Consider the following 16123-nt stretch of genomic DNA (forward strand, 5'->3'; position numbering starts at 1 on the left):
ATCGCCTCCCCTCCAGCAGGCTTGATAGGAATAAGCTAACAAACTTGCCTCGGGCTGCCGCAACGCTTCGGCAGAGGGTCATTGAACAACGAGATCCGCATGAAGTGCACCCGCTGACTTGATCGCCTGAAGAATCGCTATAATCCCAGATGGCGTCAGGCCGATCTTGTTCAACCCATTGACCAGGCGGCGAAGGTTTGTACCGTGCACGATGGAAATCGGCCCCGCCTGCTGGGACGCGTCGATCTCGGTGTTCGGCGTCACGACCGTTCGGCCCCTTGAAAAGGGCGCAGGTTGCGAAACGAGCGGCCTTTCGGTGATCTGAACGGTGAGGTTCCCCTGCGTAACGGCAACTGTGGAAATCTGTACGTCCTGTCCGATGACGACGGTTCCACTTCGCGAATCTACGACGACGCGCGCGGGCGTGTCAGGCTCGACGGTGAGTTCGCCGAGCTCGGCGACGAATCGAGCGGTTCCCGTCCGAGACGGCCGGGTCAGTGACACAGAGCGTTGGTCCTGTTCATGCGCGAGGCGAGTCCCATAGCGATGCATCCCATAAGCGTTGATGACATCCGTGATCCTTACCGCAGTTGCAAAATCTGGATTCTTCAGGACGAGCATGAGCGGCCCAATGTCCCGCAGCTGACCGGGGACTTCCCGCTCGATGACCGCGCCATTCGGGATGCGGCCGGCCGTCGCGACATTCTGGGTAATGCTTTCCGCCTGGCCTGCCACTGAAAAGCCCGCAACGGCAACCTGACCTTGAGCGAGCGCATAGGTCTGGCCGTCCACGCCTGAGAGCGACGTCAGGACGAGAGTGCCCCCGAGCAAGGACGTGGCGTCACCCAAGGAAGATACGGTGACGTCGATTCGTGATCCTGGCTGAATGAACGCCGGCAAATCGGCGGTTACGAGAACGGCGGCGACATTGCGCGTTCGTAGAACGTTGCCGCGAACAGCACCGCGGGTGTTGACGCCCATCCGGTCCAGCATGGATTGCAGGGACTGCGCGGTAAAGGTCGAATTTGCAAGCGTGTCACCTGTGGATTGCAGCCCGACAACGAGCCCGTAACCCACAATCTGGTTCTCGCGAACGCCCTGAAGCGTGGTTATATCCTTGATACGCACGGAGGCGGTGGCCGACCAGCCAACCAGGCAAGAAAGAAATATGGCCAATAATCGCGGCATCAATTGCCACCGACACGGACCGACCCGTCCGTTTGTACAGTGCCGGATATGATCAGCCCGCTGCCGAGATTTCGAATGGAAATGAGGTCCCCCGCACTTCCTGATTGGAGCGCTGTGCCATAAGTGGTAATCGCCAGACCATCCTCTTCAAAAAGAAGCCTAATTTTCGCACCGAGCAAAACAATCTTTGGCTCGGCGACTGAACTCGAGGCAATGGGTGAACCCGGCAATAAAGTCCGCCGAGCGACCTTCCCGACGACACCCGCCCGCGTCTCGATCGCATTAGCGATCATGGACTCAAGATCCGCCGAAAACTCACGATCTACGAGCCAGGCGTCCCGGATGATGGTCCCTGGATAGATGGTTACGCCCGGCACCGGGAGTCGATGCGTTTCAGCCGCGCAGAGCTGGCTTCCGGACGCAAGCGTGAGGAGAGCGATGAGGCAAATGCTTGCCCGCACGGTGAAGAAACGAGAAAGCCAGCCTTTAAGCATCAGCTCATCCCAGATTCTTCGAAATCGTACTTGCCATTTCCGAGGCCGCTTGAATGACCTTCGAGTTCATCTCATAGGCGCGTTGCGCGGCAATGAGTTCGGTGATTTCTTTGACCGGATCGACGTTCGAGCTTTCAAGATAGCCTTGGCTGATCATCGCAACCCCAGGGTCCCCCGGAACGCCCACGACCGGCGCACCGGAAGCCTCGGATTGTTGATAGAAGTTCCCGCCCAAGGGAGTGAGGCCTGCCTCATTGGCAAAGTTGGCCAATGTGAACTGGCCAATCTGCTGGGGCGCCGTCTGACCTGCGAGCGTGACTGACACTTGGCCAGATTGGCTGATCGTGACAGCAACCGCATTGGTCGGGATGGTCATCGCGGGATTCACAACAAAGCCATCCGCAGTGACAATCTGACCGTTCGCATTGGTATTAAAAGAACCTGCTCGGGTATAAATGGTCTCGCCGTCCGAACCCGTGACCTGAAACCAGCCGCGCCCGCTCAGAGCGAGATCAAGTTGATTTCCCGTATTCGCCAGGGCACCTTGGATATGGAGGTTTCGAATCGCCGCTGTGCGTACGCCGAGGCCGAGTTGTGCGCCCTCCGGGATGGTATTGTTCTGACCACGGCTCGAAACCCCTTGGAGGCGCTCGGCTTGATAGATCAAATCGGTGAATTCCGCGCGCGCGCGCTTGAAAGCTGTAGTGTTGATATTGGCGATATTGTTGGCGATGACCTGAACATTCAGATCCTGGGCGGCCATGCCCGTCGCGGCGATGGAGAGCGCTCTCATGTTACGTCCTCAAATCGCCATTTGGCTTAGCGCCTGGTAGGCCGAGACGATTTTGTCACGAACCGCTATCACCGTCTGAAGCGACCGCTCGGCACTCATAACGGACTCGACAACGTGCTGAACCGACGCCTGACCTTGCAGCCCCGAAATCGATGCGGATTCGCCATTTTTTAGATTGTCGATCGCCGCGCCCACTCCGGCAAATATTTGATTGAAATCTGAGTTTTGCGCCGCAGCGGAACCTGTCTGGTCCGGTGATGAAGACTGCGGCAACGCGGCGGCTTCAAGCAATGAACCAGCAAGAGAAAGAGCGGGGATCATGATGAACTCCTCAAGAGATCGAGAGTCATTGACGATAAATTATTAACCTGTTTAATGACCTGGAGATTGGCTTCGTAGGAACGGTTCGCTTCGCGCAAATCCGCCATCTCCATAAACATGTCGACGTTCGGAAGTTTGACAAAGCCCTTGGCGTCGGCAGCCGGATTGCCTGGATCCTGTTCAATTCGAAAGGGCGTTCGATCAACGCCGACCTTCTTGATTCTCACAAGATCGACGCCCGCGGCTTGATCCATCTGGCTCTCGAATGTCACGGTCTTTCGGGCATAGGGACTTGATCCCGGCGTCGGCCCGGTCGCGTGAGCGTTTGCCAAATTTTCTGACACAACGCGAAGTCTCGTCGATTGCGCCTCCAGCCCAGAACCGGCAATCTTGATTGCGGCGTCGATAGGATCGATCATGCTCTATCCCTTCAGGCTGGCGATTAGCATTTGATGGAAGGCTTTCACGACGCCCCTGTTTAAGGAGTAAGCGGTGGTGACCTCGCCGGCCTTCAGCAACTCCTGTTCAAGACCAACGGAATTGCCCGAGTGCGTCACTTCCCATGCAGGTCCATCCTTGACGGAGACGTCCTCCGGAGCCATGGGATCGACGCCAATGTGAGCCGTGCTGGTCGCGGCCATCGAAAGCCGCGTGCCATTGTACACGGCCTCAAACGGCACGACGTCGGCGGCCTTGTAGCCCGGCGTATTTGCGTTGGCGATATTCTCCGCAACCGCGATCTGGCGCGCCGACAGCCATCGAGTCCGTTGCGACGCCAGTTCAAAGAGGTGAACCGATTCCATCTACAATCCCGCGCATCATTGTTTCTCAAAGGTAAAATGGAGAACAATTCTTGCTTGGGGCTTACGTGAGCGACCGATGGGCAATCTGTCCGGAAACACGACCTCGCGCGCCCGCGCGGTACAGCTGTTGCCTTGCTCTGGGCTCCGGCCAAGCGTGCAGAAGGCGCCGGCGCGCTGGAAGCTCTCGCCGGTCCCGCGATTAACCCGTGCCGTAAAGATCCAAAGTGTTCAGACGGGCGTCGGTCAATGCGGAGACAAGACGAGCCATGTCCTGCTCCGCACAGCTCGACGATCTACCGAGGGAAAGATATTCAATCGAGACATTGGACTGCAAAGCGCGCAGGATCAGCCTGAAGACGAGCCAAACGGAGTGATAACGAAACTCCATGTCGAGAATAATCGCGGGCGGTGCATGCCACTCAAGTTCGAAGTCGGCGCCCCAGCCAAATGAGAGCGTGTTGGGCTTGAAAAACAATTCCAAGGACGAATTCACAATATCCTGGATATTGGCTAACTTCTCGTCCCGGATATAGGCAATATAGTCGGCGGGATCGACCAGCCGCAGCTCGGCCGCAACGGCTTCCAAGCCCACGCTGAGATCGATCGCCCGGAGCTCGACATGCCCACGTCGCTGGCTGCGCAACATTGCAAATGCTTTCACTTGATCGCTGTCTTGCCGCGACTCTTAGCATAGAGAATGTGAATTAACTCTGCCACAGCCTTATAAAATTCAGGTGGAATGCTTCTGTCGATTTCGACGCTGTCATACATGGATCTCGCCAAGGCTTTGTCTTCGACAATCGGAATTGAATGCTTCTCGGCCAGCTCTCGAATCTTAAGCGCCACCAGATCCTTTCCCTTGGATAGAACCAGGGGCGCGCCGCCTTCCTCACGTATATAGCGGAGCGCGATGGCATAATGGGTCGGATTGGCGATGACTAAAGTTGCTCTGGGCACTGCAGCGATCATGCTTTTACGCCGGCGATCGAGCGCCAATGAACGCAGCCTGGCTTTCATCAAGGGATCGCCCTCGATCTGCTTGAACTCCTCCTTGATCTCCTGTTTGCTCATGCGAATATCCCGACGCCAATGCGCGCGAACCCACAAGAGATCGACCGCGAGGAGAACGATCGTCGCGACACAGACAATCGCCAAAAGACGCGTGGCGATCATCAAAATCAATTCGGGTATTGCATCCGGATCCATCGCCATGGCATCGATCAGATTGTTACGCTGCCACTGAAAAAGGATGAAGATCATTACGCTGATGAGCATCAATTTGCACACGCTCTTGATAAATTCCAGCTGGCCGCGTGCGCTGAATATGCGGTGCCACCCATTGACCAAAGATATGCGTTTAGGGTCCGGTCTGATGCGATCAAACACAATTCGGGGCGGATGCTGAAGGAAGTTAGACGCAAGCCCCGCGGCAAGCAGCGCTGAAAATACGGGAATCAAGAGGCGCGCTATTTCCCAAGCCAAAACCTTGAAGAGGGAAACCGCATCAACGCTGGTTTGCAGCGACCATCCAGTGGGATCGCTGGACAATTGTTCGAGGATAAAACTTGTCGATTTGAGAAAGTCTCGCGCCATAAAGACGGCAACCGCCAACATCGCGACGATGGTTGCAAAAGTTGCTGCCTCGCGGGAGACGGGAAGGTTGCCGCGCTCCGTTTCGTCAGAAATCTTTTTCTCAGTTGCCTCTTCGGTTCTGCTGTCTTTGTCGGCTGATTGCTCCATCGCGGTTCAATGCCAGATCAATCTAAAAACTCTTCCTCATCTTCGGACGAATTGAGTTCGATTTCGCCGTTGCCCGCCAACTCAAGAGCCGTGTCGGCGATCGTCCTACGCGCTTTGAGCACGTCGCGTTGCAAGGCCGGGCCACCGTTCGCCAGCTCGCTATCGACGATGCGCCGCGCCCTTGCCGCAAGAGATGAGAGGATCGAATCGCGAAACGCCATGTCCGTACCTTTCAAGGCGAGCACAACCAACTCGGTGGGAATTTTGTCAAAGAGCACACTTCGCGCCTTCGCGTGCAGCTTGACGATATCATCAAACGTAAACATGAGGCCGCGCAACACCTCGGCTGCACGGGGACGGGCAGCCGCCAGGCTTTGCATCACGTCTTCCATCTGATCGCGCTCCATCTTGTTGATGATATCTGCCAGCCTGGCATTTTGATCGCTGCCAATTTGGCGTGATACATTCGACAATAGATCGTCTTGCAGCTGCCCCTGGACGATTTTGACGGCCGATTCCGTCACCGGGGCGATATTGAGCATCCGCCGCATCATTTCATTGCGGAGGTCTCGTGGTAATTGACCCATGACCTTGGCCGCATAGGCCGGATTGATTTTCGAGACGATAAGGGCGGCGGTTTGCGGATGTTCTTTGGTCAGATATCCAGCGAAAACAGCTTCCGGAACATTGGACAGCCGCTCCCACATTGCTTGATTTGTATGACCTGTCACATCGGACATAACGTCGGCAATTTGCTCTGGCGATAGGATACCTTCAAGCATCTGCTCGACTTCGTCCGGCGAGCCCATCAAATCAACGCCATTGGCGAATTGGCCCGCGAATTCTTCCACCAGCCCTTCGAGGGTCGGGACCGTCACAGCTCCCAGCTCAGCGACCACCCGCGTGATTTGCTTTAATTCATTGGCATCGAAATGCTTCAAAAGCCGCGCTGCCAGCGGCTTCCCCATTGTCAGCAGCAAGGCGGCGGCCTTTTCCACTCCCTTAAGGGACTTTGAACCTTGGACGCTTTTCGAGGCGGCGAGGACCATTCTTAGTCAACCACGCCGGAAGGTCCGACAATCTCGGTCAGCGAGACCCCGAACCGGGAATTGTCGTCCTCGACGACAACAATCTCCCCGCGCGCGATCAGCCTGCCGTTTACGATAACATCGACCGGTTCGCCGACCCGGTGATCGAGGGGAATGACCGCACCACGCCCGAGTTTGAGAAGATTTGAAACCGGCATCATCGCGGAGCCAAGTACAACCTGGACGGCAACAGGAATGCGGAGGATCGATTCAAGGTTTCGGCTGGACTGCGACTTAGCCGGAGCGTCTTCTTCCAACGACTCTGGGGTTAATATCTCGTTCAATGACATGATAATTCACTCCGTCGATTGCGAATGAAGAACGGCTTGCTCTCCAATAGGGAAGCGGTGCCTGACGTGCCGACTCTTACAGAAAGATTCCCTGGATCGAGGAGCGCGGCCAGGCGAAGCGGAGATAGGCCCGAGCGCATGACGATGTGGAACTCTCCAATGCGCAACGCCTTCGATGGGGTGAAAGATTGCGTTCATGAAAAGCTCCCAGCGCTCATCGCAAAATGTCTTCAATGAATTCCTGTTCTTGATTGACGAATTCATCAATACGCAGTGTATAAAGGCCATCCCCTTGACCCAAATCGCACCAGAATAGCGGCTCTGCGTTACACTCGAGTTTGACGCGAGACTTGGCCGTCGCCTGCAAGCTCAAAACTTTGCCGATTTCCAAACCGGCAATATCGCCTAGGGTGAAGTGACGTTCTTCAATCACGCCCCGGACCGCGATCTCAGTCCGTCCGATTTCGCTTTGAATCTGTTTGGTCCAACGTGGATCGCGAATCGAGATATCGCTTGCGGTATGGCGCACCAGCTCCTGACGAATGGAATTCAACGCCGATTGCGGTATCAACACAAACATCTCGCTTTCGCGACCAAGAAGCCTAACTTTCATTTTGGTCATTATGCCAAAGGCGGTGCGCGGTGCGAGAGTGACAAAATCAACGCGTGTTTCGACACGATCGAGTTTAAAAACTGTATCGCATACCGTCGAGAAGGACGTATGCAGCGCCTTTCCAAACAGTTCAAAGGCTCTTTCGGCGAGTCGAAGTTCTATATTTGAGAGCGCCCGCTTCTCAGTGGCCGGAGGCTCCGTGCCATCGCCTCCGAACAAGGTCTCTGCGAGAGCAAAAATAAAATTGTGGTCGAGCCCGACCAGCAAGCGCGAATCCCAAGCCTGCGCGTAAATGATGCCGACAACAACTTGACCATCGACCTCGTCAAGGAACTCACCGATGCGCACCGTGCTAATTGAGTCGACCGTAAAAAGTGCAATCGATGCAGATAGCTGCCGCAACATCTCTGAGCCCTGCGCCGCCAAACGGTCGAAGATAACCTGCAGCATCGGCATGCGGTCGACGGATACGCCCGCCGCATCGAGTAGCCTTTCCGAAGCGCTTTTCAGCGCATAACCGCGACCATTGATCTTTTGCATGTTCGTCATGCCGCCTGCTGCTCGTCCGCCTTCCCGGTGCGACCCGACACAGTCTCGTGCTCGACCATATCGATCGTCGGTCGGTCATGTGCCGAGATAGTCTTACGCCCATGTTCAAGCGCGATTTGCGGCATCGCCCCATTCATGAAGGCCAAGAGCGTTTGCTTAACAATAATGTAGAGTCGACATCGCTGTTCGCGGGTGCTCTTGATTTTCTGCGCCAGCGGCTGCACCAGCCCATAGGACATGAAAATTCCGGCGAAGGTTCCAACCAGCGCCGCTCCAATCAGGTGACCGAGGATCTCGGGCGCTTCATCCAGCGCACCCATCGCCTTGATGACACCAAGGACCGCGGCGACGATTCCGAGCGCGGGAAGACCTTCGGCGACGGCCATCAGCGCGTTATAGGGCTTTAGCCTGTCGCGGCTGACAATCTGGATTTCTTCATCCATGAGGGCTTCAATTTCGTGGGTCCGCGCATTCCCGATGATGATCAAACGGCAGTAGTCGCAGATGAAATTGGTTAAATCCTTATCGGACAGAATTTTAGGAAAGCTCTTGAAAATCGTCGATTCATTGGGGTTGTCGACGTGATCTTCAACCTCATTCCGAGCCTTGCCGCGCAGCTCCCGCATCAACGTGTAAAGAACGCCAAGAACATCGAGATAAAGGCGTTGGGTCGGGGAGCGGTCGAAGATCGCGTCCATCGCCGCGCCCCCTGTATCCCTGATCGTCGACAGTGGATTTGCGACAATAAAGGTGCCAAGCGACGCGCCACAGATGATGACAAACTCCCAGGGCTGCCAAATAACCGCGATGTGCCCTCCCATGGCAGCAAAGCCGCCAAGGATGCAGCCAATGGCAACGACCATTCCGATTACAAAACCCAAGAGTCACCTCCGGTGCCAAGGCCTCTCAGATCGTTAAAGCAGCCGCCTTGCACCAGACTGAACAAAATCGCTCAAACTACTCGCAATATCGCCAATGCGTTGGCTGCGACCTTGGATGTCGCACCGGCTTTTAAATCATCCGTTCCTTCATACGAAAGGGAGATTTGTCGCCAATCTGATCAGGCCTGAGCAAGTTGCATCTGCGACACTCAAGCGCTCCATGAGGCAAGCGCCATGCTGACAGCCACAGTCTATTTCAACGCGATCACCAAAAATTATTCAAAGACTCTGTCTGCAACGGCTGGAGATCCAACCGTTGCCCGAGAGACGAAATTTTTTCTCGCTAACATCGGCAACATAAAGACTGCCGAAGACCTGATAAAGAGCGACAAGCTCTTCACTTATGTCATGAAGGCCTATGGCTTGAACGACATGATTCATGCAAAGGGGTTCATTCGGAAGGTGCTTGAAGGTGGTATCTCCAAACCAGCAAGCCTTGCCAATACCTTGCACGATCCACGTTACAAGGCTCTGGCGACCGCATTTAACTTTCCAGCCGATGGCCCAAACGCCACACACACGGCCGCCGCCAAGCAGGGCACCGTCGACCAATATCTTGAGCAGACGCTGGAAACCAAGGTCGGCCAGCAGAACAAGGGCACTCAAATGGCGCTCTATTTCCAGCGCATGGCCCCTTCGATCACGAGCGCCTACACGATCCTTGGCGATAAAACGCTCTTGAGCGTTGCGCAGACAACCCTTGGTCTTTCGCCTTCCATGTCGCAAGCGAATATCGATGTTCAAGCCAAGATGATCATGAGCCAAATCAAGATCGCGGATCTGCGTAATCCAAACAAATTGCAAAAGTTCATAGAGCGATTCACCGCCACCTATGACTCCAAGAACGCAACAGCGACAGCGACCACGCCGTCCTCCGCCCTCGAGATCAGCGCGCCGAACATCAGTTCGGATCTCCTTATAAATCTTGCGCAGCTGAAACTCGGAGGCTCGTGAGCATGCAATCCGGCCTTTATGTCACCCTCTCCGCCCAAACCGCACTCGAAAGGCGCCTCACGACCATCGCGACGAATATCGCAAACCAGACCACGCCAGGCTATCGAGCCGAAGAAGTCGACTTCAAGACGCTGATATCGCGCGCTGGCAGCAGTCCCGTCGCCTATGCGTCGCGGGGCGATACCTATATTTCACGGCAGCCAGGCGTCGCCACCAAGACTGGCAATCCGCTCGATGTGGCGGTCCATGGCGACTGCTGGATCGCGCTGCAAGGGCCTGCGGGAACGGTCTATACGCGCGACGGCCGCATGCGCATGCAGCCCAACGGCGCGCTTCAGAGCGTCAACGGGTATGGCGTGCTCGACGCGGGCAACAGCCCGATCGCGCTTGATCCCAATGGCGGACCTATAACGATTGCTCAAGACGGCATGATCACCCAGGGAAGCCTGCAGATCGGTGCCATCGGACTATTCAAACTTGATCGACTCGCGAAGCTCAAACGTTTCGACAATTCCGGCGTGACATCCGGCGGGGCCGCGACGCCAGTTCTCGATTTTACGGAGAACGGCATCGCCCAAGGCTATGTGGAGGAAGCCAACGTCAATCCGATATTGGAGATGGCGAAATTGATCATGGTCTCGAGATCATTTGAAAGTGTCTCTTCGGCGATTGAGAGCTCTGAGACTTCGCTGAAGGATGCGATCAAGACGCTCGGCGGGCTGACGTGACCTCGCCCGCTCTTGTCCATCTCGAACGCTCCATCACGAAGGCAAGTCACGAACTCACATTGCTCCGCATTTCGGGCAGCATCGTGGAGGTCACACCGTCGCACACAAGAGTCGCAGGCCTGTCGCGCTTTCTCAATCTCGGTGATTGCGTTTCCTTAGCGAAGGATGGCATCTCTCAGCTCGCAGAAGTTGTACGACTTGACGAACAAGGCACCACGCTCAAGGCCTTCGAGGCAAATCATTTTGCACGCCTTGGCGAGAGAGCCAATTGCGCCGGTCCGTTGCGGATTGCTCCCCATCGAAGCTGGAAAGGACGGGTGATCAACGCGCTCGCCACGCCCATCGATTCGGCGGGTCCGCTCACGATGGGTAACCGGCGAATCGCGCTTGAGGCGTCTCCTCCTCCCACGCTGCGCCGCACCCGTGTGCAAAAGCCCCTGAAAACCGGGGTTCGGGTCATCGATCTCTTTACTCCGATTTGCGCTGGCCAGCGCATTGGGATTTTTGCCGGAAGCGGTGTCGGGAAATCAACTCTCCTAGCGATGCTGGCAGGATCGCCCGGTTTCGACACTTTGGTGATCGCGCTCACCGGCGAGCGGGGCCGCGAAGTGCGCGAGTTTCTCGACGATGCTTTGGCCGTGAACAGGTCTTCGTCGATCGCGGTCGTGGCAACCGGAGACGAAAGCCCGACGATGCGGCGTCTTGCCCCGAAAACCGCGATGAGCATTGCCGAATATTTCCGAGATGAGGGAGAGTCCGTTCTCCTCATTATCGACTCCATCACGCGTTTTGCGCATGCGGCCCGGGACGTTGCGCTGGCGGCCGGTGAGCCGGCGGTCGCGCGGGGTTACGCGCCGAGCGTTTTCAGCGATCTGCCGAAGCTCCTGGAAAGAGCGGGACCAGGAGAAGCCGGCAAAGGCTCCATTACCGGGATTTTCTCGGTTCTCGTCGATGGAGACGACCATAATGACCCCGTCGCCGACGCCATTCGCGGGACCCTCGATGGGCATATCGTCCTCGATCGCGCCATCGCGGATCAAGGGCGTTTTCCTGCCGTCAATGTTTTAACATCGATCTCGCGCCTCGCGCAGAATGCTTGGACCAGCGAGGAGCATAACCTGGTCGTCGAACTCCGCGCTCTCATTGCGCGTTACGAAGAAACGCGCGATCTGCGGCTGATGGGCGGATACCGGCCCGGCAGTGACCCGGCACTCGACCAAGCGGTTACGCTGGTTCCAAAGATTTATGAAGCCATCGCTCAGTCGCCAAAGTCTCCCGCGAGCAGGGATGCATTTCGAGAGCTTGCGAAAATTCTCCAACCAACCTGATCCGGGAGTCTTCGCGGCTGAAACCTGGGCAGAATTATTGCGTAGAGTTGATCAGGCTGGCGTTTCCACCCACCGCCGCTGTGTTGATCGAGACGGTCTGCTCAAGACAGAACCGATCGAGATAATGCGGTCCGCCTGCCTTGGGACCGGTGCCAGAGAGGCCGGATCCGCCGAAGGGCTGGGTGCCGACGACAGCACCGATCATGTTGCGGTTTACATAGCAGTTGCCCGCCAAGCGCCGGCCGATGATATGATTGATCGTCGCGTCAATGCGCGAGTGCACCCCGAGCGTTAAACCAAACCCCTTGGCCTCGATCGCGTCAAGCAAACCGTCGAGCTCGGTTGCCCTGTAGCGCACGACATGGAGGATCGGACCGAAAATCTCGCGTTTAAGATCGCCGACAGCCGCCAATTCAAAAATATGCGGGGGAACATAAAAGCCATTCGGCGGCGCGCTCCAAGGTATCTTTCCCGCGAACCGCACGATCGCCGAATTTCGCATCGTCTCAATATGCGCCTCGAGCCCAGCCTTGGCCTCTCCATCGATCACCGGGCCAATGTGAACCTGCGGATCGCGCGGATCGCCGATCAAAAGTTCATCGGCCGCGCCGGAGATCATCGCGAGCACCTTGTCTGCGATATCCTCTTGCACGCATAGAAGCCTGAGCGCCGAGCAACGCTGCCCTGCCGATCGGAATGCCGAGGCGAGCACATCGTCGCAAACCTGTTCCGGCAAGGCGGTTGCGTCCACGATCATTGCGTTGATACCGCCGGTCTCCGCGATCAGGACGGGGATCGGTCCATCCTTCGCAGCCAGTCGCCGGTTGATTTTCGCCGCGGTTTCCATGGAGCCGGTAAAGGCCACTCCGGCGACACCGGGCAGATCGACAAGTGCGGCGCCGAGCTCACCACCGCCCGGCAGGCAGTGAAGTGCGGAGTTCGGCACGCCGGCCGCATGGAAAAGTCCAACAACAAGAGCGGCGATCAGAGAGGATTGTTCGGCGGGTTTGGCAAGAACGGCATTTCCGGCGACGAGCGCAGCGGCAACTTGACCCACGAAAATCGACAATGGAAAATTCCAGGGGCTGATACACAAGAACACGCCGCGCCCGTGGCAATTGAGAAGATTGTCTTCTCCCGTCGGTCCCGGCATGACGCTGGACGTCGTAAATGCGCGCCGCGCCTCATGTGCATAATAATGGCAGAAGTCGATCGCTTCCCGCCATTCCCCGACAGCATCCTCCAAAATCTTGCCCGCCTCGGCTTGCAGCAATCCAAGCAAACGCGGTGCTTCCATCTCCATATGTTTTGCAGCCCGATCGAGACAGGCGGCGCGAAGGCCCACTGGCATCCGGGACCAGAGGCGAAAGCCGGCATGAGCCTCCTGCAAAGCGGCCGGCAAGAGTTCGAACGGGGTTTCATGGACGCGGCCAATGGTCGTCCCATCGATCGGCGAGACAGCTTGGCGGGAGTCTCCCTCATGCCGAACACCTGAGATAATAGGTGCCGCGTCCCCGACTTGAACCGCATTCGCAATGGCGTCGGTCAGACCGCGGATCGAGCCCCGGTCGCCAAATTCAATCCCACTTGCGAGCTTGCGCGAGGGCATGTGGATATCTTCAGGCAATGGCAGATCGGCGGCGCGGGCGTTCGCGGTATCACCAATCAGGGTTTGCGGGCGGGTGAGAAGCTCGGCCACAGGGAGGTGAGGATCGCCGACACGCGCAACAAAGGACGAATTTGCGCCATTCTCGAGAAGCCGACGCACGAGATACGCCAGCAAATCCTCATGCATGCCGACCGGCGCATAAACCCGGCAGGTGATCTCCGGGAGTTGACCATGCAAAGACGCGAAAAGGTCGTCTCCCATCCCATGGAGACGCTGGAGTTCATAGCCTTCAGACCCCTTAGCCAACTCGACGATGCTTGCAATCGTCAGCGCATTATGGGTCCCAAATTGGGGGAGGATAAAACCGCGCATCCCGAGCAGCTTCCGCGCGCAGGCCAAGTAGTTGAGATCGGTCATCGCCTTACGCGTAAAGACCGGATAATCGGCCAGGCCGCGTTCCTGCGCCCGTTTGATTTCCGTGTCCCAATAAGCGCCCTTGACGAGCCGCACCATGATGCGGCGATCATATTGGCGTGCCACCGCGCCTATATGATCGATGACCGCCGAGGCGCGCTTCTGATAGGCCTGCACGGCGAGGCCGAAGCCGTCCCACCCCGCAAGCGTGCTATCCGCCAGCAATAGATCAACGACATCGAGCGAGATTTCGAGCCTGTCGGCTTCCTCGGCGTCAATGGTAAAGCGCAAGTCATGTCGTTTGGCCGTCCGTGCCAGTTCGGCAACCCGGGGGACGAGTTCCGCGAGAACACGCTGGCGAGACATCGGTTCGTAGCGAGGATGCAGCGCCGAGAGTTTGACCGAAATACCTGGCTGTTCAAATAGAGCGTGACGCTCGGCCGCCTGGCCGATCGCCTCGATTGCATGCGCATATGAATCAAAATACGCCTTCGCATCGGTTTCGGTGCGAGCGCCTTCTCCGAGCATGTCGAAAGAAAAGCGATTTTTCCGCGCCTCGCCCGAACAGGCTCGGCGCAAGGCGTCCTCGATCGTTTGCCCATACACGAAATGCGAACCCATGAGCTGGACAGCCCCGCGCGCGGCGGTCCGCACGGCGCCCGCGCCAATCCTATGCGCAAGGGCGACGACAACCCCTTCCGGCGTCTTGCCTTTGCCCACAACCCGCGCCGAGAAGCCGAGTGCCCAGGCGGCGGCCGAGATCAGGAGAGCCTCCGAACCTCCAACATGGCTGCTCCAATTCACCGACGTCAGCTTGTCTTGTATCAGGCTATCGGCTGTCGCATCGTCGGGCACCCGCAGCAAGGATTCCGCGAGAACCATCAAAGCCAGGCCCTCTTCCGACGACAGGGAATATTCGCGCAAAAGATCATCGAGGCCACCGATGACAGCCGATTTCGCGCGCACAGCTGCGATGAGGCGCGAGGCGTATCGATCGATCCGCGCTTCAGCCGCTTGGTCCAGCGCCGCAGTTTCGAGAAGCTCGGCAGCCAAAAGCTCATCATCCGCCGCGTAGGGCGCCGAGAAAGCCGGACTGGCAAAATCCGAAGTCATGCGAGATATTTTTCGCAGGCGGTGAAACGCATTCCGACAATATATAGGTCGGCCCGGCCGGCTTTGCAGGCCGGCCAGACCTCAATCCCCGAGGATGTGCCTTTTATCCTGCGTCTAGAGCAGGATGAGGAAAAGTGGAAACCGTTTTTCCGCCCGCATCCCGCTCTAAGCTTTTGGAATCGATCACGTTCATGATCTAAGCGCGACGCAGCGGCATCTCAAAATTTCAATCGGCCAATCCAAGCACATCGGCCATGGAATAAAGGCCCGGCTTTTGCTCCTTGCCCCATAAGGCGGCTTGCACGGCCCCACGTGCAAAAATGCTGCGATCTTCCGATGAATGAACAAGCTCAAGCCGCTCGCCGGGTCCGGCGAAGATCACCTTGTGCTCTCCAATCACGGTCCCCCCACGCAGCGAGGCAAAGCCAATATCCCCTGCCCGGCGAAGCCCGGTGTGGCCGTCGCGCACTCGAACCGAATGCTCGTCCAATGCAAGGTGGCGTCCCTGGGCTGCCGCTTCGCCGAGGAGAAGGGCGGTGCCGGAGGGGGCATCGACCTTCATGCGATGATGCATCTCCAGGATCTCGATGTCATATTCCGGCCCCAGCGTGGAAGCGACCTTTTCGACGAGCGCCGCGAGAAGGTTGATGCCGAGACTCATATTTCCGGAGCGGATGATAACCGCGTGGCGGGCAGCAGCCTCTATTCGCGCGAGATGATCCGGGCCGAGACCCGTCGTGCCGATGACATGAACGATCCGCGCTTGGGCCGCCAAAGCAGCGAGTTCGACAGTCGATTGCGGCGAGGTGAAATCGAGGACGCCGTCGGCGCCAATGAGCGTGGGGAGCGCATCGCCGCTGATTTCGACCCCCATTTGCCCGCAGCCCGCAAGCAGGCCCGCGTCCTGGCCGATCGCGATCGAACCAGGCTGCTCAATAGCACCAGCCAGATGGGCACCTGGCGTCTGGCGGATGATCTCCACCAGGACGCGGCCCATGCGTCCGGCTGCTCCGGCAACGACGAGCCGCATCTCGCTCATGGCTTCTCCTCAATCCTTCTCCATCCTGTCCATAATCCGCTGCGGCTGCAAGCGAAAGCGCGCACTTGCGTACCGGTTGGCTTTTTTACGGGCCATCGGTCGTCGCCAGATCCACGTC

General features: G+C 57.3%; 17 protein-coding genes. 3 read left to right on the forward strand and 14 right to left on the reverse strand.

Annotated features, from left to right (window positions below; all coding sequences use genetic code 11):
• Positions 1–78: 78 nt before the first annotated feature.
• The 12 genes from CU048_04685 to motA form a co-directional block, all read right to left on the reverse strand.
• On the reverse strand, positions 79–1188 hold the full coding sequence (locus CU048_04685; protein ID QBR70691.1) for a flagellar biosynthesis protein FlgI: 1110 nt from the start codon (positions 1186–1188) through the stop codon (positions 79–81).
• Complete coding sequence (flgA, locus tag CU048_04690) at positions 1188–1682, reverse strand: flagella basal body P-ring formation protein FlgA (GenBank protein QBR70692.1); 495 nt, start codon at positions 1680–1682, stop codon at positions 1188–1190. Before flgA ends, CU048_04685 begins: the two co-directional genes overlap by 1 nt.
• Positions 1683–1686: 4 nt before the next feature.
• Positions 1687–2475, reverse strand: a complete 789-nt coding sequence (flgG, locus tag CU048_04695) for a flagellar basal-body rod protein FlgG (protein QBR70693.1) — start codon at positions 2473–2475, stop codon at positions 1687–1689.
• 9 nt (positions 2476–2484) lie between these two features.
• On the reverse strand, positions 2485–2796 hold the full coding sequence (locus tag CU048_04700; protein QBR70694.1) for a flagellar hook-basal body complex protein FliE: 312 nt from the start codon (positions 2794–2796) through the stop codon (positions 2485–2487).
• Positions 2793–3215, reverse strand: coding sequence for a flagellar basal body rod protein FlgC (locus CU048_04705; GenBank protein QBR70695.1), 423 nt, complete (start codon positions 3213–3215; stop codon positions 2793–2795). The genes CU048_04700 and CU048_04705 overlap by 4 nt, the downstream gene beginning before the upstream one ends.
• A gap of 3 nt (positions 3216–3218) precedes the next feature.
• Positions 3219–3599 (reverse strand): flagellar basal body rod protein FlgB, encoded by a 381-nt coding sequence (gene flgB / locus CU048_04710; protein QBR70696.1) that lies wholly within the window; start codon positions 3597–3599, stop codon positions 3219–3221.
• A gap of 199 nt (positions 3600–3798) precedes the next feature.
• On the reverse strand, positions 3799–4245 hold the full coding sequence (locus CU048_04715) for a hypothetical protein (GenBank protein ID QBR70697.1): 447 nt from the start codon (positions 4243–4245) through the stop codon (positions 3799–3801).
• Positions 4246–4256: 11 nt separating this feature from the next.
• Positions 4257–5339 (reverse strand): flagellar biosynthesis protein FlhB, encoded by a 1083-nt coding sequence (gene flhB / locus CU048_04720; GenBank protein QBR70698.1) that lies wholly within the window; start codon positions 5337–5339, stop codon positions 4257–4259.
• A 17-nt stretch (positions 5340–5356) separates the two neighbouring features.
• Positions 5357–6388 carry a flagellar motor switch protein FliG gene (locus CU048_04725; protein ID QBR70699.1) on the reverse strand — a complete coding sequence of 344 codons (1032 nt, stop codon included), beginning with the start codon at positions 6386–6388 and terminating at the stop codon, positions 5357–5359.
• Positions 6389–6390: 2 nt separating this feature from the next.
• The gene (gene fliN / locus CU048_04730; protein QBR70700.1) at positions 6391–6717 is read right to left on the reverse strand and encodes a flagellar motor switch protein FliN; all 327 of its coding nucleotides are present in this window, start codon (positions 6715–6717) and stop codon (positions 6391–6393) included.
• 214 nt (positions 6718–6931) lie between these two features.
• Positions 6932–7870, reverse strand: a complete 939-nt coding sequence (locus CU048_04735) for a flagellar motor switch protein FliM (GenBank protein QBR72661.1) — start codon at positions 7868–7870, stop codon at positions 6932–6934.
• Positions 7871–7875: 5 nt separating this feature from the next.
• The gene (gene motA, locus CU048_04740; protein ID QBR70701.1) at positions 7876–8760 is read right to left on the reverse strand and encodes a flagellar motor stator protein MotA; all 885 of its coding nucleotides are present in this window, start codon (positions 8758–8760) and stop codon (positions 7876–7878) included.
• Between the two features lie 234 nt (positions 8761–8994).
• Between motA and CU048_04745 the strand changes: the two genes are divergently transcribed.
• Genes CU048_04745 through fliI form a run of 3 tightly spaced genes read left to right on the forward strand, consistent with a single transcriptional unit; the run spans position 8995 to position 11830 of the window.
• Complete coding sequence (locus CU048_04745) at positions 8995–9774, forward strand: hypothetical protein (GenBank protein ID QBR70702.1); 780 nt, start codon at positions 8995–8997, stop codon at positions 9772–9774.
• A 2-nt stretch (positions 9775–9776) separates the two neighbouring features.
• Positions 9777–10502 (forward strand): flagellar biosynthesis protein FlgF, encoded by a 726-nt coding sequence (flgF, locus tag CU048_04750; protein QBR70703.1) that lies wholly within the window; start codon positions 9777–9779, stop codon positions 10500–10502.
• The gene (fliI, locus tag CU048_04755; protein ID QBR70704.1) at positions 10499–11830 is read left to right on the forward strand and encodes a flagellum-specific ATP synthase FliI; all 1332 of its coding nucleotides are present in this window, start codon (positions 10499–10501) and stop codon (positions 11828–11830) included. The genes flgF and fliI overlap by 4 nt, the downstream gene beginning before the upstream one ends.
• A gap of 34 nt (positions 11831–11864) precedes the next feature.
• On the opposite strand, the gene CU048_04760 is transcribed toward fliI, so the two are convergent.
• Both CU048_04760 and CU048_04765 read right to left on the reverse strand, forming a co-directional pair.
• Entirely contained in the window at positions 11865–14966 is a 3102-nt protein-coding gene (locus CU048_04760; GenBank protein ID QBR70705.1) for a bifunctional proline dehydrogenase/L-glutamate gamma-semialdehyde dehydrogenase, read from the reverse strand.
• A gap of 226 nt (positions 14967–15192) precedes the next feature.
• Positions 15193–15996 carry a 4-hydroxy-tetrahydrodipicolinate reductase gene (locus CU048_04765; protein ID QBR72662.1) on the reverse strand — a complete coding sequence of 268 codons (804 nt, stop codon included), beginning with the start codon at positions 15994–15996 and terminating at the stop codon, positions 15193–15195.
• Positions 15997–16123 lie beyond the last annotated feature (127 nt).

The organism is Beijerinckiaceae bacterium (assembly GCA_004564215.1).
Taxonomy (GTDB): Bacteria; Pseudomonadota; Alphaproteobacteria; order Rhizobiales; family Beijerinckiaceae; genus Methylocapsa.